The organism is Mesorhizobium sp. BR1-1-16 (assembly GCF_020165495.1).
In the GTDB taxonomy this organism is placed as follows: domain Bacteria; phylum Pseudomonadota; class Alphaproteobacteria; order Rhizobiales; family Kaistiaceae; genus Kaistia.
The window spans coordinates 317,529-339,760 of the sequence record NZ_JAIUIE010000001.1; the positions used below are offsets into that span (position 1 = coordinate 317,529).

At 64.8% G+C, this 22,232-nt stretch carries 26 protein-coding genes; 15 read left to right on the forward strand and 11 right to left on the reverse strand.

Going from position 1 to position 22,232, the window contains the following annotated elements; translation table 11 throughout:
* Positions 1 to 75 precede the first annotated feature (75 nt).
* The 3 genes from LB518_RS01580 to LB518_RS01590 all read left to right on the forward strand — a co-directional run bounded on the left by LB518_RS01580 (position 76) and on the right by LB518_RS01590 (position 3,162).
* Positions 76 to 1,845, forward strand: a complete 1,770-nt coding sequence (locus LB518_RS01580; protein ID WP_224572259.1) for a PAS domain-containing sensor histidine kinase — start codon at positions 76 to 78, stop codon at positions 1,843 to 1,845.
* Positions 1,838 to 2,710 carry a peptidoglycan-binding domain-containing protein gene (locus LB518_RS01585; RefSeq protein ID WP_224572261.1) on the forward strand — a complete coding sequence of 291 codons (873 nt, stop codon included), beginning with the start codon at positions 1,838 to 1,840 and terminating at the stop codon, positions 2,708 to 2,710. The genes LB518_RS01580 and LB518_RS01585 overlap by 8 nt, the downstream gene beginning before the upstream one ends.
* A 113-nt stretch (positions 2,711 to 2,823) precedes the next feature.
* Complete coding sequence (locus tag LB518_RS01590) at positions 2,824 to 3,162, forward strand: DUF1491 family protein (protein ID WP_224572263.1); 339 nt, start codon at positions 2,824 to 2,826, stop codon at positions 3,160 to 3,162.
* Here LB518_RS01590 and LB518_RS01595 read toward each other — a convergent pair whose 3' ends face one another.
* Positions 3,163 to 4,545: a DUF2336 domain-containing protein gene (locus LB518_RS01595; RefSeq protein WP_224572264.1), complete on the reverse strand. Its 1,383-nt coding sequence runs from the start codon at positions 4,543 to 4,545 to the stop codon at positions 3,163 to 3,165.
* A 190-nt stretch (positions 4,546 to 4,735) separates the two neighbouring features.
* On the opposite strand from LB518_RS01595, the gene LB518_RS01600 reads away from it, so the two are divergent.
* Entirely contained in the window at positions 4,736 to 4,903 is a 168-nt protein-coding gene (locus tag LB518_RS01600; protein WP_224572266.1) for a hypothetical protein, read from the forward strand.
* A gap of 181 nt (positions 4,904 to 5,084) precedes the next feature.
* Here the strand turns inward: LB518_RS01600 and LB518_RS01605 are convergent, their stop codons facing one another.
* The 5 genes from LB518_RS01605 to LB518_RS01625 form a co-directional block, all read right to left on the reverse strand.
* Complete coding sequence (locus LB518_RS01605) at positions 5,085 to 5,666, reverse strand: DUF1254 domain-containing protein (RefSeq protein WP_224572268.1); 582 nt, start codon at positions 5,664 to 5,666, stop codon at positions 5,085 to 5,087.
* Entirely contained in the window at positions 5,663 to 6,235 is a 573-nt protein-coding gene (locus tag LB518_RS01610) for a DUF1214 domain-containing protein (RefSeq protein ID WP_224572270.1), read from the reverse strand. Before LB518_RS01610 ends, LB518_RS01605 begins: the two co-directional genes overlap by 4 nt.
* A 96-nt stretch (positions 6,236 to 6,331) precedes the next feature.
* On the reverse strand, positions 6,332 to 7,465 hold the full coding sequence (locus LB518_RS01615) for a serine hydrolase domain-containing protein (RefSeq protein WP_224572272.1): 1,134 nt from the start codon (positions 7,463 to 7,465) through the stop codon (positions 6,332 to 6,334).
* Positions 7,462 to 7,899, reverse strand: a complete 438-nt coding sequence (locus LB518_RS01620; RefSeq protein ID WP_224572274.1) for a VOC family protein — start codon at positions 7,897 to 7,899, stop codon at positions 7,462 to 7,464. The genes LB518_RS01615 and LB518_RS01620 overlap by 4 nt, the downstream gene beginning before the upstream one ends.
* Before the next feature lie 199 nt (positions 7,900 to 8,098).
* Positions 8,099 to 10,264, reverse strand: coding sequence for a transglycosylase domain-containing protein (locus LB518_RS01625; RefSeq protein ID WP_502845783.1), 2,166 nt, complete (start codon positions 10,262 to 10,264; stop codon positions 8,099 to 8,101).
* A 278-nt stretch (positions 10,265 to 10,542) separates the two neighbouring features.
* Here LB518_RS01625 and LB518_RS01630 point away from each other — a divergent pair, with 278 nt between their 5' ends.
* From LB518_RS01630 to LB518_RS01640, 3 genes are all read left to right on the forward strand, one after another.
* Positions 10,543 to 11,028, forward strand: a complete 486-nt coding sequence (locus LB518_RS01630) for a YcgN family cysteine cluster protein (protein ID WP_224572285.1) — start codon at positions 10,543 to 10,545, stop codon at positions 11,026 to 11,028.
* A gap of 123 nt (positions 11,029 to 11,151) precedes the next feature.
* Positions 11,152 to 12,132, forward strand: a complete 981-nt coding sequence (locus LB518_RS01635; RefSeq protein WP_224572295.1) for an aldo/keto reductase — start codon at positions 11,152 to 11,154, stop codon at positions 12,130 to 12,132.
* Positions 12,133 to 12,229: 97 nt separating this feature from the next.
* Complete coding sequence (locus tag LB518_RS01640) at positions 12,230 to 12,814, forward strand: NAD(P)H-dependent oxidoreductase (protein WP_224572297.1); 585 nt, start codon at positions 12,230 to 12,232, stop codon at positions 12,812 to 12,814.
* Between the two features lie 204 nt (positions 12,815 to 13,018).
* Here LB518_RS01640 and LB518_RS01645 read toward each other — a convergent pair whose 3' ends face one another.
* Complete coding sequence (locus LB518_RS01645) at positions 13,019 to 13,972, reverse strand: cation diffusion facilitator family transporter (protein ID WP_224572299.1); 954 nt, start codon at positions 13,970 to 13,972, stop codon at positions 13,019 to 13,021.
* A 162-nt stretch (positions 13,973 to 14,134) separates the two neighbouring features.
* Here LB518_RS01645 and LB518_RS01650 point away from each other — a divergent pair, with 162 nt between their 5' ends.
* Together LB518_RS01650 and LB518_RS24595 are read left to right on the forward strand one after the other, a co-directional pair.
* On the forward strand, positions 14,135 to 14,575 hold the full coding sequence (locus tag LB518_RS01650) for a toxin-antitoxin system HicB family antitoxin (protein WP_224572300.1): 441 nt from the start codon (positions 14,135 to 14,137) through the stop codon (positions 14,573 to 14,575).
* Positions 14,572 to 14,700: a hypothetical protein gene (locus LB518_RS24595; RefSeq protein WP_286198533.1), complete on the forward strand. Its 129-nt coding sequence runs from the start codon at positions 14,572 to 14,574 to the stop codon at positions 14,698 to 14,700. Before LB518_RS01650 ends, LB518_RS24595 begins: the two co-directional genes overlap by 4 nt.
* Positions 14,701 to 14,745: 45 nt before the next feature.
* Here the strand turns inward: LB518_RS24595 and LB518_RS01655 are convergent, their stop codons facing one another.
* Positions 14,746 to 15,258 carry a hypothetical protein gene (locus LB518_RS01655; RefSeq protein WP_224572302.1) on the reverse strand — a complete coding sequence of 171 codons (513 nt, stop codon included), beginning with the start codon at positions 15,256 to 15,258 and terminating at the stop codon, positions 14,746 to 14,748.
* On the reverse strand, positions 15,221 to 16,045 hold the full coding sequence (locus LB518_RS01660) for a DUF4747 family protein (RefSeq protein ID WP_224572303.1): 825 nt from the start codon (positions 16,043 to 16,045) through the stop codon (positions 15,221 to 15,223). Before LB518_RS01660 ends, LB518_RS01655 begins: the two co-directional genes overlap by 38 nt.
* On the opposite strand from LB518_RS01660, the gene LB518_RS01665 reads away from it, so the two are divergent.
* From LB518_RS01665 to LB518_RS01685, 5 genes are all read left to right on the forward strand, one after another.
* Complete coding sequence (locus LB518_RS01665) at positions 16,045 to 16,830, forward strand: hypothetical protein (RefSeq protein WP_224572305.1); 786 nt, start codon at positions 16,045 to 16,047, stop codon at positions 16,828 to 16,830. The two genes, LB518_RS01660 and LB518_RS01665, sit on opposite strands and share 1 nt — an antisense overlap.
* 715 nt (positions 16,831 to 17,545) lie before the next feature.
* Entirely contained in the window at positions 17,546 to 18,031 is a 486-nt protein-coding gene (locus LB518_RS01670; RefSeq protein ID WP_224572307.1) for a hypothetical protein, read from the forward strand.
* Positions 18,018 to 19,271, forward strand: coding sequence for a DNA-packaging protein (locus LB518_RS01675; protein ID WP_224572308.1), 1,254 nt, complete (start codon positions 18,018 to 18,020; stop codon positions 19,269 to 19,271). Before LB518_RS01670 ends, LB518_RS01675 begins: the two co-directional genes overlap by 14 nt.
* 23 nt (positions 19,272 to 19,294) lie before the next feature.
* The gene (locus tag LB518_RS01680; protein WP_224572309.1) at positions 19,295 to 20,509 is read left to right on the forward strand and encodes a phage portal protein; all 1,215 of its coding nucleotides are present in this window, start codon (positions 19,295 to 19,297) and stop codon (positions 20,507 to 20,509) included.
* On the forward strand, positions 20,497 to 20,685 hold the full coding sequence (locus tag LB518_RS01685; RefSeq protein ID WP_224572310.1) for a hypothetical protein: 189 nt from the start codon (positions 20,497 to 20,499) through the stop codon (positions 20,683 to 20,685). The genes LB518_RS01680 and LB518_RS01685 overlap by 13 nt, the downstream gene beginning before the upstream one ends.
* Positions 20,686 to 20,815: 130 nt before the next feature.
* On the opposite strand, the gene LB518_RS01690 is transcribed toward LB518_RS01685, so the two are convergent.
* Both LB518_RS01690 and LB518_RS01695 read right to left on the reverse strand, forming a co-directional pair.
* Complete coding sequence (locus LB518_RS01690) at positions 20,816 to 21,250, reverse strand: type II toxin-antitoxin system VapC family toxin (RefSeq protein WP_224572311.1); 435 nt, start codon at positions 21,248 to 21,250, stop codon at positions 20,816 to 20,818.
* A gap of 9 nt (positions 21,251 to 21,259) precedes the next feature.
* Positions 21,260 to 21,499: a type II toxin-antitoxin system Phd/YefM family antitoxin gene (locus LB518_RS01695; RefSeq protein WP_224572313.1), complete on the reverse strand. Its 240-nt coding sequence runs from the start codon at positions 21,497 to 21,499 to the stop codon at positions 21,260 to 21,262.
* Positions 21,500 to 21,623: 124 nt separating this feature from the next.
* On the opposite strand from LB518_RS01695, the gene LB518_RS01700 reads away from it, so the two are divergent.
* Positions 21,624 to 22,196, forward strand: coding sequence for an HK97 family phage prohead protease (locus tag LB518_RS01700; RefSeq protein WP_224572315.1), 573 nt, complete (start codon positions 21,624 to 21,626; stop codon positions 22,194 to 22,196).
* Positions 22,197 to 22,232 lie beyond the last annotated feature (36 nt).

A 22,232-nucleotide genomic window follows, 5' to 3' on the forward strand; every position in this document is an offset into this window, starting at 1 on the left:
CATGAACTCATCCCGCCAGAGGCGTCTTGCGGGGCGCGGCCGATGGCCGGAACGGCCGCCAACAGTGTTTTGCGTATGACGGTTTCCTTCGAGCCCTTGCGGCGGATCATGGATGGGCTGGTGCATGGCTCGGCGACAGGCGATGCGCTTGTCGCAGGCCGTCATCGCGCATTCATCGCCGCTCATCTGGCCGCGGGGCTCGCCGCGCTGATGGCGATGCCTCTCTGGCTGGCGTTCGCAGGCCTGCCGTCGCCCGCCATCGCTGTCGCCTTCCTTTGGCTGGTGACGCCGCTGCCGATCGCCGCCTTTCTCTCGCGCACCGGCCGCTATGCTGACGCGCATCTCCTTTCAGCCCTGTCGTTGACCGGTCTCGTCGGCTGGATCGCCGCGTTTACCGGCGGGCTCGCCTCTCCGGCGTTGGCTTGGTTTGCGGTCGTGCCCGCCGAGGCTGCGCTATCCGGCTCGCGCCGTGTCGTCGTCAGCGCGGCTGCCCTGGCCGCCGCGGCGCTCGCGATTCTCTGGGCGCTCGCATCGGCCGGCCTCTCCCCCGACCCCTTGGGGATCTCGCCGTTATTTGCTCCGGCTGTCGTCGGTGGCGCCGTGCTGTATGCCGTGCTGGTCGCCATCCGCATCGAGACCGTCCATAGCGAGGCGAGTGTGGCGGCCCGGCTCGGAGATACGCGCTATCGGCTGCTTGCCGATAACGCCACTGATCTCATCACCCGTCACACCGCCAATGGCGATGTCGCCTTCGCCTCGCCGGCGGCGCGCGCTCTGGTCGGATGTCCGCCCGCCGATCTCGTCGGCCAGGGTCTGTTCTATCGTGTTCATATCGCGGACCGTCCCGCTTTCCTGCGCGCTTTGTCGGAGGCCGATCGCACCGGCGCCAGCATCACCGCCGAATTCCGTCTGCGCTCAGGAGCGGGCGAGGGCGGTCCCTATCTCTGGGCGGAAATGCGCTGCCGGCCGGTCATCGATCCGGCGTCGGGGCGGACCGTGATCGCCGTCACGCGCGACATCAGCAGTCGCAAGGCGCAGGAGACGGCCTTTGCAGAAGCCCGCAGCGCGGCCGAGCAGGCCAACCGCGCCAAGAGCCAGTTCCTGGCCAATATGAGTCACGAACTCCGCACGCCGCTCAACGCGATCATCGGCTTCTCCGACATTCTGGAACAGCAGCTGTTCGGGCGCTTCGAATTCGAGCGTCATCGCGACTATGCCCGCCTGATCCGCTCGTCCGGTGAACATCTGCTCGACGTGGTCAACAGCATTCTCGACATGTCGAAGATCGAGGCCGGACGGTTCGAGATCCATGTCGAACCCGTTGCGGTCGCAGGCCTCGTCGATGGCGCGATCGAGATGATGTCCCATCAGATCGCCAGCCGGCAGCTCAAGGTGGTTCGTCGCGTCGAGCCCGGACTGCCCGATATCGTGGCCGATCGCCGGGCCTGCAAGCAGATCCTGCTCAACCTCATTTCGAACGCGGTCAAGTTCACCGAAGCCGGCGGTAGCATCACGATCGCGAGCCGCCAGGGCCGGGACGGCGTCGTCATCGAAGTCGTCGACACCGGGATCGGCATCTCCGCTGACGACTTGCCTCGTCTTGGTACGCCATTCGTTCAGGCCGATTCAGACATCAATCGCCGCTATGAGGGCACGGGCCTCGGACTGTCCGTGGTCAAAGGCCTCGTTCATCTGCATGGCGGCACCATGGCTATTGCCAGCGAACCTGGTCGAGGCACCAGTGTCTCGGTGACGCTTCCGGCTGATAAGGCGAAGCCGGCGGCCGAGTGGCGCGCGAGCGGTGCGGACGAGGTCGCATTCGAAAGGGAGCGGCGCATTGCGTGAGCGGGCGGCGAAACCGCGTCCGGTTCGGCGGCGCGATGTCTACACCGAGGCGGACGGTCTGTTCGGCCGCATCACCGATCTCGTCATCGAGAATCCGGTTCGCTCCGGGGGCTTCGTCATGGTCGTGATGGTGATCGGCACGATCATCTCGAACGCGGCCTATTTCCAGACGACTCATCATCCCGCACCGTTCTTCGTCACGCGCGCCGCCAACGATGCGGCAGCGCCGATGCCGAAAGCGCGCGTCGATGCGGCTCCAGCCCCGACGCAAAGTCAGAGCCAGACCCAGACCCATTCAGCGGCGGCTCCGGCCGCAACCATTCCGCCCCTGCCGACCGCCGCCCCGGACAGCGTAACCCTCGTGACCGACACGCAGCGCGCATTGGCAGAGCTGAAGCTCTATGACGGGCCCATCGATGGAAAGATCGGTCCGCAGACCCGGGCTGCGCTGTCATCCTTCGAAATGCGGATCGGCCTCGTCCCCACTGGCCAGCCGAGCCCTGGCCTTCTGGTGCAATTGAAGAAGGCACTGCCGCGCAGCAGCGCCGCGACGCCAGCCGAGATCGCACCGCCGGCGCTCATCCCGACTTCGGCGACGTCGGGCGGCACTCCCGATGTGGCTGCGTCCGACCCCACCGCAACTGGATCCATTGATCACGCCCAGTCCGCTGCGCGCATCCGCAAGGTGCAGACAGCATTGAACGACATCGGCTACGGTCCGATCCGGGTCGACGGCAAGGGCGGCGGCGACACCGAGGATGCGATCCGCCGTTTCCAGCTCGACAACGGGCTGGCGCTCACCGGCGAAGCCGACGACGCGCTGATGGCCAAGCTCGTCATGATCGGCGCAATGAAATCGATCTAAATCGGCAACATACGATCGGCTTGCCGGTTGACTGTTGATGTCATGGCGACCATTCAGCCGCATAGATCGCGGCTGGCGAGTCATCCTCAAACGTGAAGCCAGGAACGGAAACGATGCGCGTGACGTCGGCCCTTTGGGTTGCGGCCTATGTGCGGCGGGCCTTTGTCGAGGGCGCGTTCGCGGCGGTGACGCGGCGCGGCGCGCAGGAGGCGGGGGCCATCTTCGTGGTCGTCGACCGCCTTGACGGCATGTTCGACCTCTATGGCCAGGCGCCGCAAAGCGCATTCGGTACGGATCGGCCGGCCGACCGTCTGTTCACCTTGGTGGAGGGCGCGATCGATCGCGAACGCCTCGCGGCCCGCATCGCTTCAGAGACGCGGTTCGATCCTGATCTCTGGGTCGTGGAGCTCGAGCAGAAAACTGGCGAGCCGCTCCTCGACCTTGTCGAGTGATCAGCGGCCGCGCAGGCCGAAGGTGCTGCGTTCTGGCGGTTCCTGGACGGTAGCCTCGCGCCGCGGCTGCATCGCAGCCGGCGCCAGGCTGCGCCGCAGCTCCAGATCGGCGAAGAGCGGCGCATGAGCCGGCTTCTGCGGTGGGGCGCCGCTTCGCCAGCCGGCGATCAACTCCGCCGCAACGCTCTCCTTGGTCTCCGCCAACAGCCGGGCCAGCCGTTCGAAATTCTCGATGCCCGCTGCAATCACCGGGTTGGCGAACAGCAGCACATGCTGCGCCTCGTCGTCGGAAAGGCCGATGCCGCGCAGCAAGACCACCAGCGCCTCGCCCGAGGGGTCGTCCATCAGAGCCGCGACTTCGGCCTCGGGCAGGCGCAGACCCTGCGCCAGCGTACGAACCAGGGCGTCGCGCTGACGCTGGCGGGCGAGAGAAGCGAGCCGCGCCCGGCCGAGCGCCAGCCGGAAAGCGTGGTCGGCGTCGATAACCGACGTGCCTGAATGGGGCGATGTCGGGTGACCAGCGATCTCTTGCAGGAGCGCAAGCCGGCCGGTCCGATCGAGGTTGAGAAACGCGGCGCCGCCTTGTTGCGCAGCGACACCTGGGGTTTCGACCCGTGTCTCCGGCGCCGATGTCTCGGGCTCAGCAGCGGCAGCCTCAGCCGTTTCAGGCGAGCGCGAAGACGAGATCCGTGAATGGCGTTCGCGGTCCTGAGCCTCGAAGGTGGATGCGAGGGCGCGCACCGCAGCGAAGATTTCGCGCGCTTCGGCGCTGATCGGCGCCATGGGCGCCGGCTCCTGGTCTGCCGGTGTTTCCTCCGGCGCGGCGCCCTGATCGTCAGGCTCGGCCGTATCGGCCACCGTCATTTCGACCGTCGGAATATCCTCTTCGACAGCTTGCGATGCATCGGCTTCGGCTTCGTCTTCGATGGCGAGGGCCTCGCACTCCGTCATCACCTCAGGATAATGCGCGACGCGGGCGATCACGTCCGCATCTTCGGTGAGCCGGAGCGCTGCAACGACGAGGGGAGAAAGATCGGCACGGGTCGCGATCAGGCGGTGATGGCCATGTCCGGTCGAGGCCATGATGGTGAGAAAATCGAACTCGCCCAGCGCCGGCGAGCGCTTCAGGATCGGGCTTGCGATCTCGAGGAGATCCTTGCCGAGCTGGCGCAGGATCGCCGATGGCGCATCCTGGCTCCTCGACAATCGCTCGGCGACGAAAGCGCGATCGGCTGCCGAGACGCGCGGCAGGAAATGGGTTGCGAGTTCCTCGAACCGGCGGATCTCATCCGGGTCGTGGGTTGCCTCGAGCACGAACAGCTCCGTGGTGGCCCTCAGGAGGGCGGCATCGCGGCTTTGCAGGTTGGACACGGCCATGGCCATGAGACCATCCGAAGGAAATGAGGGATGCATGATGACGCGGATACCAGGAGAGCGAAGCGCTCGATGCTCAGTCTCGCGGTAAGTCGTTGACGGACTGTTAACCTTGCGGGCGGTTTAATGATTTTCATCAGAACGAGAGCATCCATGGCGGTCGACGCGGTCGAACGCCTGGGGTCTCCGAGGGGGCTGCATGGGAAGCATCCTGCCCTACACGACGGCGACGCGTCGCCGCACGCGCCCTTTACCGAGGGGCACGCCGCGCGGCGAGATCGTCATCTTCCCGGGCGTCCGCATCGAGCGCGACGCCCCTACGCCTCCAACAATGCCGCGTCCGGCTCCCGCCAAGGCAGGCGGCTGAGACCGACATAGGACTTGATCGGAGGCGACGGGCGAGCTCCGGCAGTATTGCGCCGAAGAGCTGTCACCCTTTGCGGAGCGACATCCTTGGCTGAGCAGCGGGCTACGGACCGAACCAGCGTGCCCGTCGGCTCAGCCCGAAATGCCTGAATGAGGCTCGGCGTCGGGGGCGAGTCCCCTCGTCAGGAACCAGCCGTGCCGCTTCCATTGCCGGGCGCCGTCAGGCTGGCCTGGCAGTCTGCCGCACCGAGCGCGGCTTCGGTGGCCGGGGCGAGCGTCGGGTTCGGGACGAAGGCGCGGATGAGCACGAAGCCGCGTTCCAGTGGCAGTTCGATGACGATGGCGCGGTCGAGCGCGGCAAGCGGATTCTCACGCAGTTTCGCCATCTGCAATGGTGTCGCGATCACGAGGTCGATATCGCTGCGCTCTGCCGTTCGGTCGTTGAGGCTGTAGACATTGCTGCCGCGCCGATCGAACACGGCCAGCGACCAGAATTCCTCCGGCATTGTCGCGCGAATACGGATCGGCCCTTCCTCCAGAGTGAAACGGCAAGCGGCATGAGCCATGGCCGGATCGAGATCGGTCAGCGGCTTCGTGACCGGCGCGTTTGCCGGCAGCAGATGAAAGGCGCCGTCCGGGCCGAGCCGTCCAAGCGAAGTCCAGGCATCGCGCGTCGCGAAATCCGGTACGAGCAGGATGGCAGCGATATGGATGATACCGCCGAGCAGCAGCCCGCCAAGGCCGTAGAGGAGGAGATGCTTCATCGGCAAGACCGCCTTGCGATCGCAGGCAGGGTTGCCTCGCCGATGCCGCTGGAGGTCAGCGGCGTATCGTAGAGCCGGAGTGTCAGGCGTAGCGGGCCGCTGCCGGTAACCGGAAGCCAGTTGCCCGGCTGTGGATCTCCGGCGAGGGCGATCGCAAAGCTTCCGTCCTCGCGGCGCAGGATCTCGCGAGCATGGAAACCGCTTCGATGCGCAGGTGTCTCGAACAGGTTGCCGTTCTTGTCGGTGACTGTGAGCGTCCAGAGCCGTGCCGCTGGTGTCTGTCCGTTGATGAAATAGCTGCACCGCGCCGTAAGCGCGGCGCCGCTGTCGTCGGTGTCGGCGACAAAGGCGATGCCCTCGCCGTCACCGAGCGGCAGCGCGCCGCTGCGGGCGAGCTCCGCCCGGCTGTAAGGGTCGGCATTCGGGCTGCCGAGTTCCGGCCAGGCCGTCCAGGCACCGCGCGTGACCGCGCCGAAGATCCGCTCGCGATCGAGCACCAGCCAGGCAGAGCCGAGGCCGACTATGACTGCGATGGCGATCGCCACGAGAAGATTGATCAGCAGACGCACGCTTGGACCCGGTTAAGGTCATCGACGATAGCGGGTTGCCCGGCGCAGCGCCAATCATCGCGCGCCCTTGAAGGGGCGCGCGGGCCAGGCTGCCGGTCAGCCATAAACGGCGTCGCGGATCGCGTCGGGATAGGCCCCGCCGACACCCGCGAGCGCCGTATTGCTGAATGAGACGACCGACAATGCCCGCGCGGGATCGACGAACCAGGAATGGCCGTAGACGCCGCCCCATTGCCATGTGCCCGGCGAGAACGGCGCCCCGCTTGCCTCGGGATGATGATGGATCGACCAGCCTAGGCTGAAGCCGCGTCCGGCAACGCCTGTGTCGAAAGCGCCGATGGCGTTCTCGGACAAGAGGGCGACGCTCTTCGGCGAGAGGATGGGGCTGCCACCCTGGCGCACGGCTTCCAGGAAACGAAGGAAGTCGGGCGCGCTACCAACCATGCCGGCGCCGCCTGATGCGAATACCGCCCGGTCGAAGGCGCGCGACGGCGAGAACGTGACACTCGACTCGGGATTGCCGATGGTGTGCGGGTCGTCCATGCGCACGGCACCGTCCGCCCCGTCGCCATAGGCTGCGGCGAGACGGTCGACTTTCGAGGGATAGAACTCGGTATCCTCAAGGCCGAGCGGCCGCGTCACCTTGGCCGCGACGAGTTCGGGCAGGCTGGCGCCAGCGGCCCGTTCGAGCAGCCCGCCCAGCACATCGATCGCGACCGAATAGCGGAAGGCCGATCCGGGCGCGAAAGCCAGCGGCTGCGCGGCGATACGCGTAAGATTCTCCGCCATTGAAAGGCTCGGCCCTGCGAGGCCTTCGCAGATCCCGGCGGCGGCATCATAGCCGTAGATGAGGCCGCTGGTGTGGGTGAGCAGATGGCGGATGGTGATGACCGGCGTGCTGCCGTCGGCGAGCTTGGGGCGGAAGCCCGGCAGGAACCGTGTGACCGGATCATTGACGCCGATGATGCCGTCGTCGACGAAGGCGAGTGCGGTCGCGGCAACCATCGGCTTGGTGACCGAGGCGAGACGGAAGATCGTGTCCTGGCTCGTCGGGATGCCGGCTTCGCGGTCGGCATGGCCGGCGGCGCGTGCATAGGCGATCGCACCGTCCTTGGCGACCAATACCACGGCGCCGACGATGCGGCTCTCGGCGACAGCCGCGTCGATGACGGCATCGATCCGGGCGGCAAGGGCGCCGGGGGCGAATTGGGCTTCGGGTGATGCGCTCACGTTCTCTCCGCCGCTGCAGGGGTGGGGCCATGATCGGCCGCTCGTGCTTCGACGCCGGTTGTGTATCCCTCCGCGTCGACGGTCAACGGGCCCTTAGATTGATCGAGCATCACAAGCTCATTGCCGAAGGGGTCCCGGACACAGGCGCAGCGGCCGATCGCGATATCGAACGGCGCCTCGACCGCTTCGCCGCCAGCTTCCAAGAAGCGCTGGAAAGCGGCTTCCACATCGTGGACCAGAAGATCTGACTCCGGCCCGACGCGACGGTGCAGGACCAACTCGGCGTCAGTCTCCGGCAGGGCCAGACCGGCTGCTTCCTCGTCCCGCCAGATGAGCCGATGGCCGAGCTTGTCGCGATAGAAGGCGAGCGCGGCGTCGAGGTCGTCGACCTTGAGCAGCAGGTTGTCGATCTTGCGAAAGAGCGGCTCCGGCATTGGGTTCTCCTGGCGAGTCTTGCGTCAGCTGGGGTCGAGGATGTCGCGCGTCGTCTTGTTCTCGATCAGACGACACACGCTGACGACTCAATCAATAGGCGTTCGTCTATTTCGCACGAGCTTTGAGGGCATGGAGGTCAATCAACCTCGTCCCAGTCATCGGGACAATGGCCGCGAGGGTGGGCGGCAGCACGTCCGCTCAGCGCGTGATGGCGGTCAGGCTTCCGCTCGCCTGCTCGAGTTCCGCGAGGCCCGTCGCGCGCGTCCGCGTGACAGCCGCCGCCTTGGCGGGGCGGACTGGCGGCGCATTGCGCAGCAGGGTATCGATTTCGATCAATCGGGCCGTCGTCGCCCCGGACATCATCAGCGGAGCCTGGTCGGCAGCGTTCACGGACGCCATCGCCTCGGGGCGTTCGCCATCCTGCGGCGGGTCATCGAGATAGGGGATCGGTTTCAGCGTGATGCCGTTATGGGCGACCGTCATCACCTTGTTCCACGTCTGCGCGGGCAGCGAGCCGCCGGTCATCTTGTTCGAGGAGGTGAAGTCGTCATTGCCGAACCAGACGCCGCCGACATAGTTGCCGGTGAAGCCCATGAACCAGGCATCGCGATAGGCGTTTGTCGTGCCGGTCTTGCCGGCGGTCTTGATGCCCTGCAGCTTTGCGGCTCGGCCCGTGCCGCGCTCGGGGACCTGCGAAAGCATATAGTTCATCTTGGCGACGGTATCGGCGTCGAGAACCCGTTGCGGCGCCGGGATGTCGCGCTTGCGGTCGAAGACCACCTCGCCCTGGCTGTTGGTGATCTCGGTGAAGGCATAAGGCTTGGCCTTGAGACCGCCATTTGCGAACACGGCATAGGCGCCCGTCATGTCGAGCACGGTGACTTCGGTCGCGCCGAGCGGCAGCGACTTCGAATTGATGATCTTGGTGGTGATACCCATGCGGTGGGCGAGGTCGATAATGGTCTCGCGGCCGACGACGCCGGCGAGCCTGACAGCCACCGTATTCAGCGAGTGGATCAGCGCGGTCGTGAGCGGAATGTTGCCCATGAACTTGCCGCCATAATTCTTCGGCGACCAGTTGCCAATCGAGATCGGCGCATCTCGGACGATGGTCTGCGGCGTATAGCCATGCTGGATGGCCGCTGTGTACACGAAGGGCTTGAACGAGGAGCCGGGTTGGCGAAGCGCATCCGTGGCGCGGTTGAACTGGCTCTCGCCATAGTCGCGTCCCCCCACCATTGCGCGCACAGCCCCGTCGGGCTCGGCGATCACCATCGCAGCCTGGCTGACGCGATAGCGCTCGCCGGATTCGCGGAGCGAACTCTCGATCGCGTCGTCGGCGGCCTGTTCAAGGCCGAGATCGACCGTCGTGCGCACCGTCAGGCTGCGGTCGCCGTTCGGCACCTGCTTCTTCACCTCGTCGAAGGCCCAGTCGAGAAAATAATCGGGTTCGGCAACCGTGCTGGCGCGCATCACATCTGCCGGCTTGCGCCGTGCTCCGAGCACCTGGCCCTCGGTCAGGAAGCCGGCCTGCACCATATTGGTCAGCACTTCATTGGCGCGCGCCCGGGCCGCCGGCAGGTTCACATGTGGCGCGTAGCGGGTCGGCGCCTTGTAGAGCCCGGCGAGCATCGCGGACTCGGCAAGGTCGAGATCGGTGACCTTCTTGCCGAAGTAGAACTCTGCCGCTGCCGCCGCCCCGAAATTGCCGCCGCCCATATAGGCGCGGTCGAGATAAAGCTGCAGGATGTCGTGCTTGGAAAGATTGCTTTCGAGCCAGAGCGCCAGAAAAGCTTCCTTGATCTTGCGGTCGATCGTGCGTTCGTTCGAAAGGAAGAGGTTCTTGGCAAGCTGCTGCGTGATCGACGATCCGCCCTGGACAACCGCGTCGGAACGCAGGTTTTCGAAGAGCGCGCGGGTCGTTCCGAGGATGTCGATCCCGAAATGCGTATAGAAGCGGCGGTCTTCGGTGGCGAGCGTCGCCTTGATCAGGCTGTCGGGCATCTCCTCCAGCGGCACGGCGTCGGAGTGGCGGACGCCGCGCTTGCCGATTTCGGTTCCGAAGCGATCAAGGAACGTGACCGAATAGTCCTGCTGCGCCATCCAGTCGCCATGTGTCGCGTCGAAGGCTGGCAATGCCAGCATCAGCAGGACGATGCCGCCGCCACAGGCGAGCGTCAGCCCATCGCCGAGCAGCTCGATCGGCGCGCGGGCAAGGCCGCTGACCCGGAAGCGGCGCATGAAGCGCGAGGCGCCTTCGGCGCTTTCGACCATCTGGTGCCAGAGCGTGAAGAGGCCGGAATCGATCAGCGCGTCGATCTCGATCAGCCGGAGCGCCTGCCTTTTCGGCGGCGGCGCAACGATTGTCGGATTTTGGCCCGCGACCGACTGGGAGGGATCGACAGTCTCGCCGCCGCGCAGCGCCTTGACGATCTCGCTGCCGGACCGGCTTGCCGCATCGGCGCCTGGCGCAAAAAGGCCGCGCCGCCGTCCGAACCAAGTCGTGATACGATCGAGGACGTTCGCCAAAGCCTGTTCCGGGGCACGTTGTGGACCATCCGCCGGCCATCTGTTCCAATGTCGGACAGAATGCCGCCTGGACCATCCGGTTCTGGACGATTGATTAAGGATACGCAACTCCCATGCCCGTTCAAGAAGACGGCAAGGCCCTCGATCCCGATCTTCCTTTCTGGAAGCGCCTGACGCTCGAGGAGATGAGCAAGGCGCAATGGGAATCGCTGTGCGACGGCTGCGCGCGCTGCTGCCTGAACAAGCTCGAGGATTGGGACACCGGCGAGATCGTCTGGACGGCGGTGGCCTGCCAGTTGCTCGACGACGAAAGCTGCCGGTGCTCGGATTATCCGAACCGCAGCACGCGGGTTCCTGATTGCATCCCGCTCGATCCGGAGAAGGTGCGCACGCTTTCCTGGCTGCCGGGGACCTGCGGCTATCGGCTCGTCGCCGAGGGACGCGACCTCTACTGGTGGCATCCGCTCGTCTCGGGCGATGCGGAAACCGTGCATGAAGCTGGCATTTCGGTGACTGGACGCACTGTGAGCGAGGCCGATATCCCGATCGAGGACTATGAGGATTTCCTGGTGACCTGGCCGGCCGAGCGCCCGGATTAACCGCAGGATTCCGCCGCCGATCGGTACAATCACGAAATGTCGACTACGATCGCGGCGACGTCTGCGCTAAGCTTGCCTTACCTTTCGCATCGTTTTTCCCACCATGATTGGAGGATACGCGCCATGGATTATACGCGCCTCGGCCAGACTGGCCTTGAAGTTTCGCGGATCTGCCTCGGTTGCATGAGCTATGGCGACCCGGCCAGGGGTACGCATAGCTGGTCGCTGCCCGAGGAAGAGAGCCGGCCCTTCATCAAGAAGGCGCTCGATCTCGGCATCAATTTCTTCGATACCGCCAATGCCTATTCTGAGGGGACGAGCGAGGAATATGTTGGCCGCGCTCTGAAAGACTATGCGAAGCGCGACGAAATCGTCATCGCGACCAAAGTATTCGGCCGTATGCGTCCCGGACCGAACGGCGCCGGCCTTTCGCGCAAGGCCATTCTCGCCGAAATCGACGCCAGCCTGAAGCGGCTCGGCACCGATTATGTCGATCTCTACCAGATCCACCGTTTCGACCCCGCGACGCCGATCGAGGAGACGCTCGAAGCGCTCAACGATATCGTCCGCGCCGGCAAGGTTCGCTATATCGGCGCCTCCTCGATGTTCGCCTGGCAGTTCGCCAAGATGCTCGCCACCTCCGACAAAAACGGCTGGGCGCGCTTCGTCTCGATGCAGGATTATGTCAACCTGCTCTACCGGGAGGAGGAGCGCGAGATGCTGCCGCTTTGCCGCGAGGAGGGGATCGGCGTCATTCCGTGGAGCCCGCTCGCGCGTGGCCGCCTGACCCGCGACTGGGACGAGAAGACCGCCCGGGCCGAGACCGACGAATTCGGCAAGACGCTTTATGACAAGACCGCCGAGGCCGACAAGAAGGTCGTCGAGGCCGTTGCCCACGTCGCGTCGGAGCGGGGCATCGCCCGCGCGCAGGTGGCGCTCGCCTGGGTCCTGCAGAAATCGCCGGTGACGGCGCCGATCGTTGGCGCGACCAGGATCGAGCATCTCGAGGATGCCGCCGGCGCGCTTTCGGTGAAGCTCGACGACTACGAGATCGCCCATCTCGAGGCGCCCTATGTGCCGCATGCGGTGGCCGGCTTCGTCTGAGCCGCGACGCACCACCAACGCCCGCGCGCTTTGATCCGCATCAACGCGCGCGCGGCGACGGCCGATAGGCTGGCTCCATCGACCAGGGAGCAGGGCCTTGAGCCAGCGGATCGTCATCCTCGACGGACATCCCGACCCGGCCGGCGGGCATTTCTGCAATGCGCTTGCCGATGCCTATGCCGAAGGCGCGCGCGAGGCCGGGCGCAGCGTGGAGACGATCCGCCTCGCCAGCCTCGACATTCCGCTCCTGCGCTCGAAGGATGACTTCGAGCAGCGCGGCGTGCCGGAAGGCCTCGTCGCGGCGGCGGCGGCGATCCGCGACAGCGATCACATCGTCATGATCTTCCCCCTCTGGCTCGGCACGATGCCGGCGCTGGTCAAGGCCTTCTTCGAACAGGTGTTCCGCCCGGGCACGGGCTTCGCCTATCAGGAAGGCCGCTTCCCGAAGAAGCTGCTCGCCGGCCATTCGGCCCGCCTGGTGGTGACCATGGGCATGCCGGCGCCGCTCTATCGCTGGTTCTTCGGCGCCCATGGCGTCAAGGGCATGGAGCGCAACATCCTCGATTTCGTCGGCATCAGGCCGGTCCATGAAAGTTTCTACGGCAATGTCGAGGGCGCGAGCGCGGAAAAGCGCGCCGCCTGGCTCGCCGAGATGCGCGCGCATGGCGCCAACGGTGATTAGGGCGATCAGCGCCTGAAGCGATCGGCCGCGCGGGATGGCGCGGCCGGCAAGGCCCGGGAGGGCGCGGCCGGAGAGAGGGGGCGAGCGAAGCGTGGGGGCGCGTCGCTCCCCGCTCGCTCCGGCCAGCGGCCCGCCCGAGCCGGATCGGCCCTCTCCGCCGCGCCGGTCCCGGTCAGGCGGCGCGCTTCGGCGCTGGCCGGCTGCTCAATCGGCCCATTCGGGATCGGTGGTGAAGGCGATGGTGAGCCAGCGGTCCGGGCTCTCGTCGCCGATCGCAGCGCCGATTTCATCGCGGAGGCGATCCCAATCCTCGAGCGGCCGCGCCGGCAGCCCTGATGGCACGATGAAATAGATCTCGATCTGCCGGCCCCGGCCGACCCGCGCCACATAGGCGCGATAGGAGAGGAATCCCTCGCGCGCGACGATCCCGGCCGCGACCGCGTCGACCGCGCGCTTCAGCTCCGGCGGCGTCACCAGCAGGATATCGGCCAGCGCCCGCCGCACCGTGCCGATCGGGATCGGGATGATGGCGAGCGAAACGAGCGCCAGCGCCGCGGGATCGACATAGGGCGCGACGAAGGCGAGCGGCGTCCCCTCCGCGAAGAAGCCGAACAGGAAGGCGATGAGCAGCGCGCCCGAAAGCGCCGCCGACATCAGCCAGGACTTGGCGTCCAGCGCCACGAAATCCGAGCCGATCGACCGGTTGGCGCGCCGGCAATAAAGCGCCATGGCGAGCGCGGCGGAAAGCGCGATCCCCGCATAGAGGATCGCCGCCGCGAAGGGCAACGCGTTGCCGCCGGTGATCAGCGTCTTGACCGCGTTGATCAGCGCATAGACGGCCGCGCCGATCAGAAGCGTGCCGTTCAGGAGCAGCACGATCGGCTCCAGATGCCAGAACCCCATGGTGAAGCGCTCGGCGAGCTTGCCGCGCGGCGAAAGCCCCGAGGTCGAGCCGGCAATGAGGCTCGCCACCGAAAGCGCAACCAGCGTCATCGCAGCGTCGGTGAGCGCATAGACGCCGTCAAAGATGATCGCCGAAGACCCGGTCATCAACCCGACCAGCACGCCAAACACCGCCAGCGCAACGGTGGCGACAATGGAAACGCGAAGAACGGACTGCTCGGCGTTCAGGGCGGCAGGCGGGGCAAGACGGACCATGCGCCGTGATCGCACGGCGCGGGGTCAGGGGGAAGGGTGGGGAGAGGAAGCAAATGCTGAGCAAAAAGAAACGACAGCCTTCGGTCACCTGACGGCATGTGTTGACAGGTGACGGCATGTGATCATACTCTAATCACATGACGGCAACTGAATGAGGCACCCATGCGGGCGATCAAGTGCAAGCGGATCATCGACGGCAAGACCTACAACACAGAAACGGCAACCCAGATTGCCGGATGGGATGAGGATACTGATGGTCCCTGGGACACGGGCGAGTACCTCTATCAAACTCGTTTTGGAGCCTTTTTTCGGTATTGGTATCTCGAAGGGGCAAACGAAGACGATTACGAGAAGATCGAGCCCTTGACCCCGGAGGACGCGCAGATCTGGCTCGAAAAGAGAACGAGCTGGAATCCCGAACTAATTGAAGCCCTATTTGGCGCCATGCCGGAGGCCGGGTCGGGCGAAATCAAATACACGCTGCGCCTGCCGGAAAGCCTCCGCAACAAGCTCGCGATCCGTGCCGAAGAAAACAAGCAATCCCTCAACGCATGGATCGTGCGGTGCCTCGAGCGCTGCGCTTCCAATGGAAGTGCAGAATGAGCAAGATCGAGATCGATGCTTCAAAGGCCCGCCTGCGGCTCTCGGCCGAAGGCGCTGTGGCCATGATTATCGGGTGCACGCTGGCGCTTGTCATTCTAGCCGCGGCGTTTCGTTACCTTGCCTAACAAAGCGAGTCTGCACCCGTTCCCCTTCAAATAAGCGAATCGCAGTTAATGCGAGCCCGGATGATTGTAGAGTCGTGCCGTCCCAAACAGTGAAACTGCCACGACCAACCCCATAAGTACTGCATAGGTGAGCAACCAAAACCCTACTAGGTCCAGAAGAAGCAGGAATTTAGCCGGAATGACGAGTGTGTACATAAGGCCAGCAGTTTGAAACAAGATAAAGTGCACAAATTTTGAGGCGAGGTCAATGTAGTAGGAGTCTTCTCTGCCTTCCTCTGCAAGCACCTTGAACATACTCGTGGTCGGGAAGGCGAGAACAATTGCCATCGCACCTAGCGAAAAGCCGAGCAAGGCGGGCAAGCTCGCCAAAGCGCCAAGAGACCAAAATTCCAGTCGCCCTGTGAGAAGCGCTAAAAGTGACATCAGTGCTGCCAATAGCGATGCCGGAGATTTCAGAAGCGCCAGGCTGCCACCATAGACCTTCCAGTAATGCGCAAAGTCGTTAGCGAAGACGCTAAATTCAGCCCAGGCCAGATATCGTTGAAAGTAGACGCGCAAAGAAGTTGTCACCTTTCTCCATTTCGACGACAATTTTCTTAGGCTGGTCGCGAGTAGAGAGCTCCGCTTTTGTGCCATCGGCGTATCGCCCTTCGCCCTTCACTACGCCGTTCGTGGCACCAACTTCAGCTTGTTCCCGGTATTCGGCATCAAGAGTGATTCGCGCCGCCTCAGGGGCTTTTTGTATCCTTGTTTCGAGCTTTTGCGCATGAAGGGCATCGAGCTTATCGTTTATGCGCTTCACTGCCTGAGGTGACGCGCCATCAGGGTTCGGCCTAACTACCCTGATGAACAGCGTGTCCAGCCTTGGCAGTGCCAATATTTTCTCAACTGCATCCTTCTCCGGCACCAACGTCACTTCTACAGTCGGAAAATCTGAACCTAGCACCGTAGCGCTTAGCAGTCCGGCGAATATTCGGTGAACGACCGTCGCTCCCACCGTTTGGTCGAGGTCGTTACGCGTCTCAAAATACAGCTGATGCGTCTTTTCGTTAAATACGAAATCGAACGCGCGGAAGTTTGGTCGCGCGTTAGGCGGTATGGAAATAGTCTTTTTTAGGTCTGGGTCGATCTGCTGACCCTTATCGAGGTCAATCCATGGCCCTTCAAGATCGATCTCTGTCCAGATAAGAATTTGTCCTTGCAGGATATGCCTATATCTCTCGTTTTGCGTAGGATTAGTGATTCGAGCATAATCAACCCCACGCGCCTGGACGATTATCCGCGCCGCGCGAGCAAAAATCCCCCTGTATGCACCCGTTTCGTGCGGGTTCGCAGCAATGTTCAATGAAAAAACAGAAACTCTTCTGGCCAAATGAATCCCCCCCCGTCAGGACGATGGGTAATAAGCACGAACTCGGCAATGTTGCGAATCAGCCCTCATTGGCGGACTCTGCTGGAGTCTTGGCCGGACCGGGTGGTTTGAAACGATCCGCTTCTTTGCGCGGCTTCGGCGCCCTCCGGAGCAGAATCTTTACCGTCTGCTCAAATTGTCTGTCTTCATTCTCAGAGTCCATCGTGGTTCGAACACCGTACTTTCCGACCAAGCCACTGAAATTGGATTACATCTATTTTCATGTTGGTAGGCTGACAACCTGGTGGTCCGGAGCCGAAGACGCAGTGGATGTTTGTCTCGAAATGATGTCGAAAATCATCGAGGACCCGCTCTATCAGAGGCCAAGAAGCACTAAACGACGAGTGACAGCGTTCAAGTCGTTCTTGAAGACAGTCCCGTTCGACCCGCCTCATCTATCGAGAGGCGAATCGCTGATCGCCCGCTTTTCCAAAGTCGCCCGACATCGGCACAAGATCATTCACGGGGTTGTCTCCTATGGAACCTGGGAGGGTAAGACATGGAAGAAGCAGGGTGGATGGGTGAGATTTGCTAGTTTCAGCCTCGATGATGGCGCGCTGGATTTCACAGACTTTGAACTCGCTGAAATCGAAGAAATCAGCGACGAGGCCTTATCGATCTGCTGTGACTTTTGGGACTGGATAGCCGAGGATCTCGGGTGCTCGGCCCCTCATGAGACAAACAAGTTCATCGACAAATTGCGCAGCCGATTGGCCTGACGCCTCCCATCCCGCAAGGCGAGACGCAATTTCTGTCAACTCACCCATACACGGGCAGGCCTTCCGTGCATTCTCCGGCAATCAGGGGTCTTCTCTGACAAAGTAGCTAGGAATAAAATCCTTGACAGCGTGACGCTGCTTCGGTACCTTTCAGGCATAGTCGGAAAGTTGCGTTTCGGGGCGGTGGCGCTGATGAGGGGCGTCGTCCCGGCGAAGGCCGGGAGCGAGGCTGATCGGCGTCGGTTGGCGTTCTTGGCCGTCGCCGGGATTGCGGCGTTGCCGGTTGGGCGCTCCCTGTCCCTCTGATGTCATTGCCGGGCTTGACCCGGCAATCCAGTCCTCTGGCGTGGTTTCGCGGGGCGGACGGCCGGGTCGGCTGTGCGGGCGGAAGGAAGTCTGGATTGCCGGGTCGAGCCCTTCAATGACAGAAGCGAGAGCCCCGCCATGACAGAAGCGAAAGCCGGCCATGACAGAAGCGAAAGCCGGCAATGACAGAAGGGCGAGCCGGGCCATGACGGAACGGAGTTGCAGCCAATGATGGAGGACCGCGCGTCCGGCCCTGGCAGCGGAATAGAGGTTCGGCCGTGGCGCGTTCATGCGAGGGCGGCCATGATGGGGGCATGAGGGAGCGATCGCCCTGACGGGGCGGGCTTCTTGCGATGGATGATGGTTTCAATGGCGCCCTTGGGCGCCTTTTTGTTTTTGGGAGGCGGGCTTGCCGAAGGTTTCCGAGGCGCAGTGGGCCGTCATGCGGGTGCGTTACGAGACGACGCGCGATGCGGTGAGCGCCATCGCCTCCGACGAGGGCATTTCCTATGAGGCGCTGTGGCGCCATGCGAAGCGCGCCGGCTGGGCGAGGCCGGGCGCGGCGCCGAAGATTCCCGAGATGGGCGATGACGACCGGCTGCTCGGGCGGCTCTTCCGCGCCTTCGAGCGGCAGGTCGCCGATCTCGAGCAGCGGTTTCTGTCCGGCGCCGGCAGCGTCGAGGAAAAGGACGCGCGCACCTTGAGCGTCCTGGCGCGGACCTTCGAGACGCTCGCCAAGATGCGCGATGAACGGGGGGGGCCGGTGGATGAAGGCAGCGTCGATCTCGACGATCTCAGGGCGCGCCTTGCGCGACGCCTGGAAGCGCTCGGTCCATACGGGGTGGCCGCCGCTGGAGCTGACGGCGCGGATGGCGGCGGGGATGACCGACGCTGAGTTCGCGGCGCTTCATGGCGATTGGGATTTCTGGGCGCGCGACGATCAGCTGCCGCCGCCGGGCGATTGGCTCACCTGGCTGATGATCGGCGGGCGCGGCGCGGGCAAGACCCGGGCCGGCGCCGAATGGGTGCGCGGGCTCGTCTTCGGGCGAAAGGGTTATGCGACAGCGCCGGTCGGGCGGATCGCCTTGATCGGCGAGACGCTGGCCGATGTGCGCGATGTGATGATCGAGGGGGTCTCGGGCTTGCTCGCGGTGCATCCAAAGGGCGAGCGGCCGAACTGGCAGCCCTCGCGGCGCCGGCTCGAATGGCCGAACGGGGCGAGCGCGCTCTGCTTTTCGTCTGAGGATCCGGAAAGCCTGCGCGGGCCGCAATTCGAGGCGGCCTGGGCGGATGAGCTCGGCAAATGGCGTCATCAGGAGTCCTGCTGGGACATGCTGCAATTCGGCCTCCGCCTCGGCGCGCTGCCGCGCCAGCTGGTGACGACGACGCCGCGGCCGACGCCTCTGTTGAAGCGGCTGATCAAGGCGGAGCGGACGGTGATCACGCGGGCCGGGACCAGCGCCAATCTCGGCAATCTCGCGCCGGGCTTCCTGGAGCGCGTCATCGGCCGTTACAAGGGCACGCGGCTCGGCCGGCAGGAGATCGATGGCGAGCTGATCGACGATCGCGTCGATGCGCTGTGGAGCCGCAATGCGATCGAGGCGCTGCGGGTCGGCGCGGCGCCGAAGCTTCAGCGCATCGTCGTCGCGGTCGATCCGCCGGCGACGAGCCGCAAGGGGGCGGACGCCTGCGGCATCATCGCCTGCGGCGTCAGTGAGGATGGGACGGGCTATGTGCTGGCGGATGCGAGCCTTGCCGAGGTGAAGCCGGCGCGCTGGGCCGGCGCCGCGGTCGCGCTCTATCATGCGCTGGAGGCGGACATGCTCGTCGCCGAGGTCAACCAGGGCGGCGACATGGTCGCGAGCGTCATCGCCGAGGTCGATCCGCTGGTGCCGGTGACGAGCGTCAGGGCGACGCGCGGCAAATATCTCCGCGCCGAGCCGGTCGCCGCTCTTTATGCGCAGGGTCGTGTCCGCCATGCCGGCACGTTTCCGGCGCTTGAGGATGAACTCGCCGATTTCGGCCCGGACGGGCTTTCGAACGGCCGCTCGCCGGACCGGCTCGATGCGCTGGTCTGGGCGCTGACGCGGCTGATGCTGCGCCCGCCGGCCGAGCCGCGCATTCGCGCGTTCTGAGCCTCTTCAACAGGGATGACATCATGTTTGAAACGCTGAGGGCGCGGCTCTTCGCGCGCGCCGCGCCGCATCCGCCGGAAGAAAAGGCCTCGCGCACCGCCCCGCTCATCGCGCTGCAGGCGCAGGGGCGGGCGGTCTGGTCGCCGCGCGATGCGGCGAGCCTGGCCCGCGAGGGCTTCATGAAGAACGCCGTCGTCTATCGCGCGGTCATGACGATCGCCGAGAGCGCCGCGTCCGTGCCGCTCTCCGTGTTCGACGGGGCGGGCGAAAAGGCGGATCACCCGCTGCTGGCGCTCCTCGCCGAGCCAAACCGCCACCAGAGCGGCACCGCTTTTTTCGAGGCGCTCTATGCCAATCTGCTCGTCGCGGGCAACGCCTATGCCGAGCTGGTGATGCTCGGCGGAGCGCCGGCCGAGCTGCATGCGCTGAGACCGGACAGGATGAAGGTCGTGCCCGGCGCCGATGGCTGGCCGGAGGCGTTTGATTATGCAGTCGGCGGCCAGACGGTGCGCTTCCACGATCCCGGAGAGGGCGGCATCGCGCCGGTGCTGCAACTGCGGTTGCATCATCCGCTCGATGATCACTATGGCTTCGCGCCGATCGAGGCGGCGGCGATGGCGCTCGATATTCACAACGCCGCCGGCGCCTGGAACAAGGCGTTGCTCGACAATTCCGCTCGACCCTCCGGCGCGCTCGTCTATCGCGGCGAGGGCGGCGCGACGCTCTCCGCCGACCAGTTCGAGCGGCTGAAGGCGGAGCTGGAGACGAATTATACCGGCGCGGTCAAGGCCGGGCGGCCGCTGCTGCTCGAAGGCGGGCTCGACTGGACGTCGATGGCCCTCACCCCGCGCGACATGGACTTCATGGAGGCGAAGCATGGCGCGGCGCGTGAGATCGCGCTCGCCTTCGGCATTCCGCCGATGCTGCTCGGCCTGCCCGGCGACAACACCTATGCCAATTATGCAGAGGCCAACCGCGCGTTCTGGCGGCAGACCGTGCTGCCGCTGGTCGGACGCACGGCGGCGGCGTTCGCCTGCTGGCTCCGCCCGGCCTATGGCGGTTCGGTGCGGCTCGCCTACGACGCCGATGCCATCGACGCGCTGGCGGCCGAGCGCGAGTCGCTCTGGCGGCGCGTGGAGGCGGCAAGCTTCATCACGCGCGACGAGAAGCGCCAGGCAGTCGGCTATGGCCCGGCCGAGGATGCAGGCGGGGAAGGGGACGCGGCATGGACGAGCTGACCCGCGCCTTCGCCACGCGCGGGGATCTCGCCCATCTCGCGCTGTTCCTCTGGGCGACCAGTTCGAGCGGATTGCTGATCTGGACGCTGCGCGAGCTCGCCGCCTCCAATCGCCGCTTCAACGATTTCGTCGCCGAGATCGCGCGGCTGAATCACTTTTTCAACGACGACGGCTAACCCATTCGGGAGACGAGACAATGCCCGCAATCCTCAAGCAGCTTCTGAAGCACTCGAGGCAGGATCATCGCGCTGTTTTCCGCGATTTCGCGGGCGTGCTGGAACGGCTGCTCGCGCGACGGTGAGATGCCTAACTGGCCGCGAGGCCGGACACCGGCAGCCCCAGCATAGTGCCGGCCCGCGCGAAGCCCTTGTCCAGCGTGAAGATACGCTCGGCGTTCCGATTGGCGGCGATTGCGAGATGCAGGGCGTCGCCGCCGCGAAGGCCGGTCTCAGACTGTGCGAGATAGCGCCGCGCGAGGTCGAAATCATCTTGTCCAGGCAGGATGACGGTGAAACGGCCTTCGATCAGGGCCTCGAACCCGGCCGTCGTCCGCGCTGCTGCATTGGCATCAATCCGCTGCATGCGCACCTGCCGCGCGACCAATGAGGCAAATTCGACCCGCGTCCAGTGACTGGTCGCGGCCGCTTGTTCGCCGAACGCGACCATGAAGGACACGATGTCGCCGCTGGTCTCTTCCGGCAAAACCAAGGGCACCAGGAAGCTAGTATCGAAATAGACCATCGCGGCTGCTCAGCGCTCCTCGTCGCGCATTTCCCGCAACAGCTCGGCGCTTGACCGGTCGAGTTTCGGCAGACTGGCACGCAAGGCTGCCAGTTCCTCGAACGGGATCGACGTCTTCGGCGTTTCGGCGGCGCGAAGCTGAGCAACCGCCCGGCCGTGACGGGTGATCACAATGTCCTCGCCCGCCTCGACCCTGTCGAGCAACTCGCTGAGATGAGTTTTGGCGTGAGCCAGATTGACCGTGAGCATCTCGGCCTCCGTTTGATGACCAGAAAAATAGTCACGGCCTCCCCGATCGTCAATCGATCCTCCGACCCCTCTTGAAAATCTGTCCAGCCAACGCGGCCCCACCCTGGCCGGCGAAGGAGAATGCATGTCTCAACCTGGCTATCCGGCCGCGTTTCCCGCGCTTGAACAAAAGGCCGCGGCGGTCGATCTTTCGGGCGTCGATGCCGAGGGCGCCTTCTCGGGCTATGCGAGCCTGTTCGGCTCGGCCGACCTTTCCGGCGATGTCGTGATGCCCGGTGCCTTCCTGCGCTCGATCGCGCGGCGACAGGTCTCTGGCATCCGCATGCTCTACCAGCATGACCCGACCGAACCGATCGGCGTCTGGACCGAGATCCGGGAAGATCAGCGCGGCCTCTACGTCCGGGGCCGGCTGATGCTCGACGTGGCGCGTGGCCGCGAGGTCGCGAGCCTGATGCGAGCCGGCGCGCTCGACGGGCTCTCGATCGGCTTCAAGACGGTGCGCGCCCGGGCCGACCGGGCGAGCGGCGTGCGCCACCTGACCGAGATCGACCTCTGGGAAATCTCGATCGTCACCTTCCCCATGCAGCCGGATGCCCGCGTCCAGGCCGTCAAGTCCCGCGCTCCACAGCCGGCTGCCCGGCTTGCGCTCCGCATGCGCCGCGCGGCGCGCTCCCTCAACGAAAGGAACCCCAAATGAACCAGCCGATCACTGACATCCGTGCAGTCGAAGCCC

Bases quoted from the DNA above. Each gene is read 5' to 3' on its own strand.
- LB518_RS01580 (WP_224572259.1), top strand. From the start codon at position 76: ATGACGGTTTCCTTCGAGCCCTTGCGGCGGATCATGGATGGGCTGGTG.
- LB518_RS01590 (WP_224572263.1), top strand. From the start codon at position 2,824: ATGCGCGTGACGTCGGCCCTTTGGGTTGCGGCCTATGTGCGGCGGGCC.
- LB518_RS01595 (WP_224572264.1), bottom strand. From the start codon at position 4,545: ATGGCCATGGCCGTGTCCAACCTGCAAAGCCGCGATGCCGCCCTCCTG.
- LB518_RS01600 (WP_224572266.1), top strand. From the start codon at position 4,736: ATGGGAAGCATCCTGCCCTACACGACGGCGACGCGTCGCCGCACGCGC.
- LB518_RS01605 (WP_224572268.1), bottom strand. From the start codon at position 5,666: ATGAAGCATCTCCTCCTCTACGGCCTTGGCGGGCTGCTGCTCGGCGGT.
- LB518_RS01620 (WP_224572274.1), bottom strand. From the start codon at position 7,899: ATGCCGGAGCCGCTCTTTCGCAAGATCGACAACCTGCTGCTCAAGGTC.
- LB518_RS01630 (WP_224572285.1), top strand. From the start codon at position 10,543: ATGCCCGTTCAAGAAGACGGCAAGGCCCTCGATCCCGATCTTCCTTTC.
- LB518_RS01635 (WP_224572295.1), top strand. From the start codon at position 11,152: ATGGATTATACGCGCCTCGGCCAGACTGGCCTTGAAGTTTCGCGGATC.
- LB518_RS01645 (WP_224572299.1), bottom strand. From the start codon at position 13,972: ATGGTCCGTCTTGCCCCGCCTGCCGCCCTGAACGCCGAGCAGTCCGTT.
- LB518_RS01650 (WP_224572300.1), top strand. From the start codon at position 14,135: ATGCGGGCGATCAAGTGCAAGCGGATCATCGACGGCAAGACCTACAAC.
- LB518_RS24595 (WP_286198533.1), top strand. From the start codon at position 14,572: ATGAGCAAGATCGAGATCGATGCTTCAAAGGCCCGCCTGCGGCTCTCG.
- LB518_RS01665 (WP_224572305.1), top strand. From the start codon at position 16,045: ATGAAAAAACAGAAACTCTTCTGGCCAAATGAATCCCCCCCCGTCAGG.
- LB518_RS01675 (WP_224572308.1), top strand. From the start codon at position 18,018: ATGACCGACGCTGAGTTCGCGGCGCTTCATGGCGATTGGGATTTCTGG.
- LB518_RS01680 (WP_224572309.1), top strand. From the start codon at position 19,295: ATGTTTGAAACGCTGAGGGCGCGGCTCTTCGCGCGCGCCGCGCCGCAT.
- LB518_RS01685 (WP_224572310.1), top strand. From the start codon at position 20,497: ATGGACGAGCTGACCCGCGCCTTCGCCACGCGCGGGGATCTCGCCCAT.
- LB518_RS01690 (WP_224572311.1), bottom strand. From the start codon at position 21,250: ATGGTCTATTTCGATACTAGCTTCCTGGTGCCCTTGGTTTTGCCGGAA.
- LB518_RS01695 (WP_224572313.1), bottom strand. From the start codon at position 21,499: ATGCTCACGGTCAATCTGGCTCACGCCAAAACTCATCTCAGCGAGTTG.
- LB518_RS01700 (WP_224572315.1), top strand. From the start codon at position 21,624: ATGTCTCAACCTGGCTATCCGGCCGCGTTTCCCGCGCTTGAACAAAAG.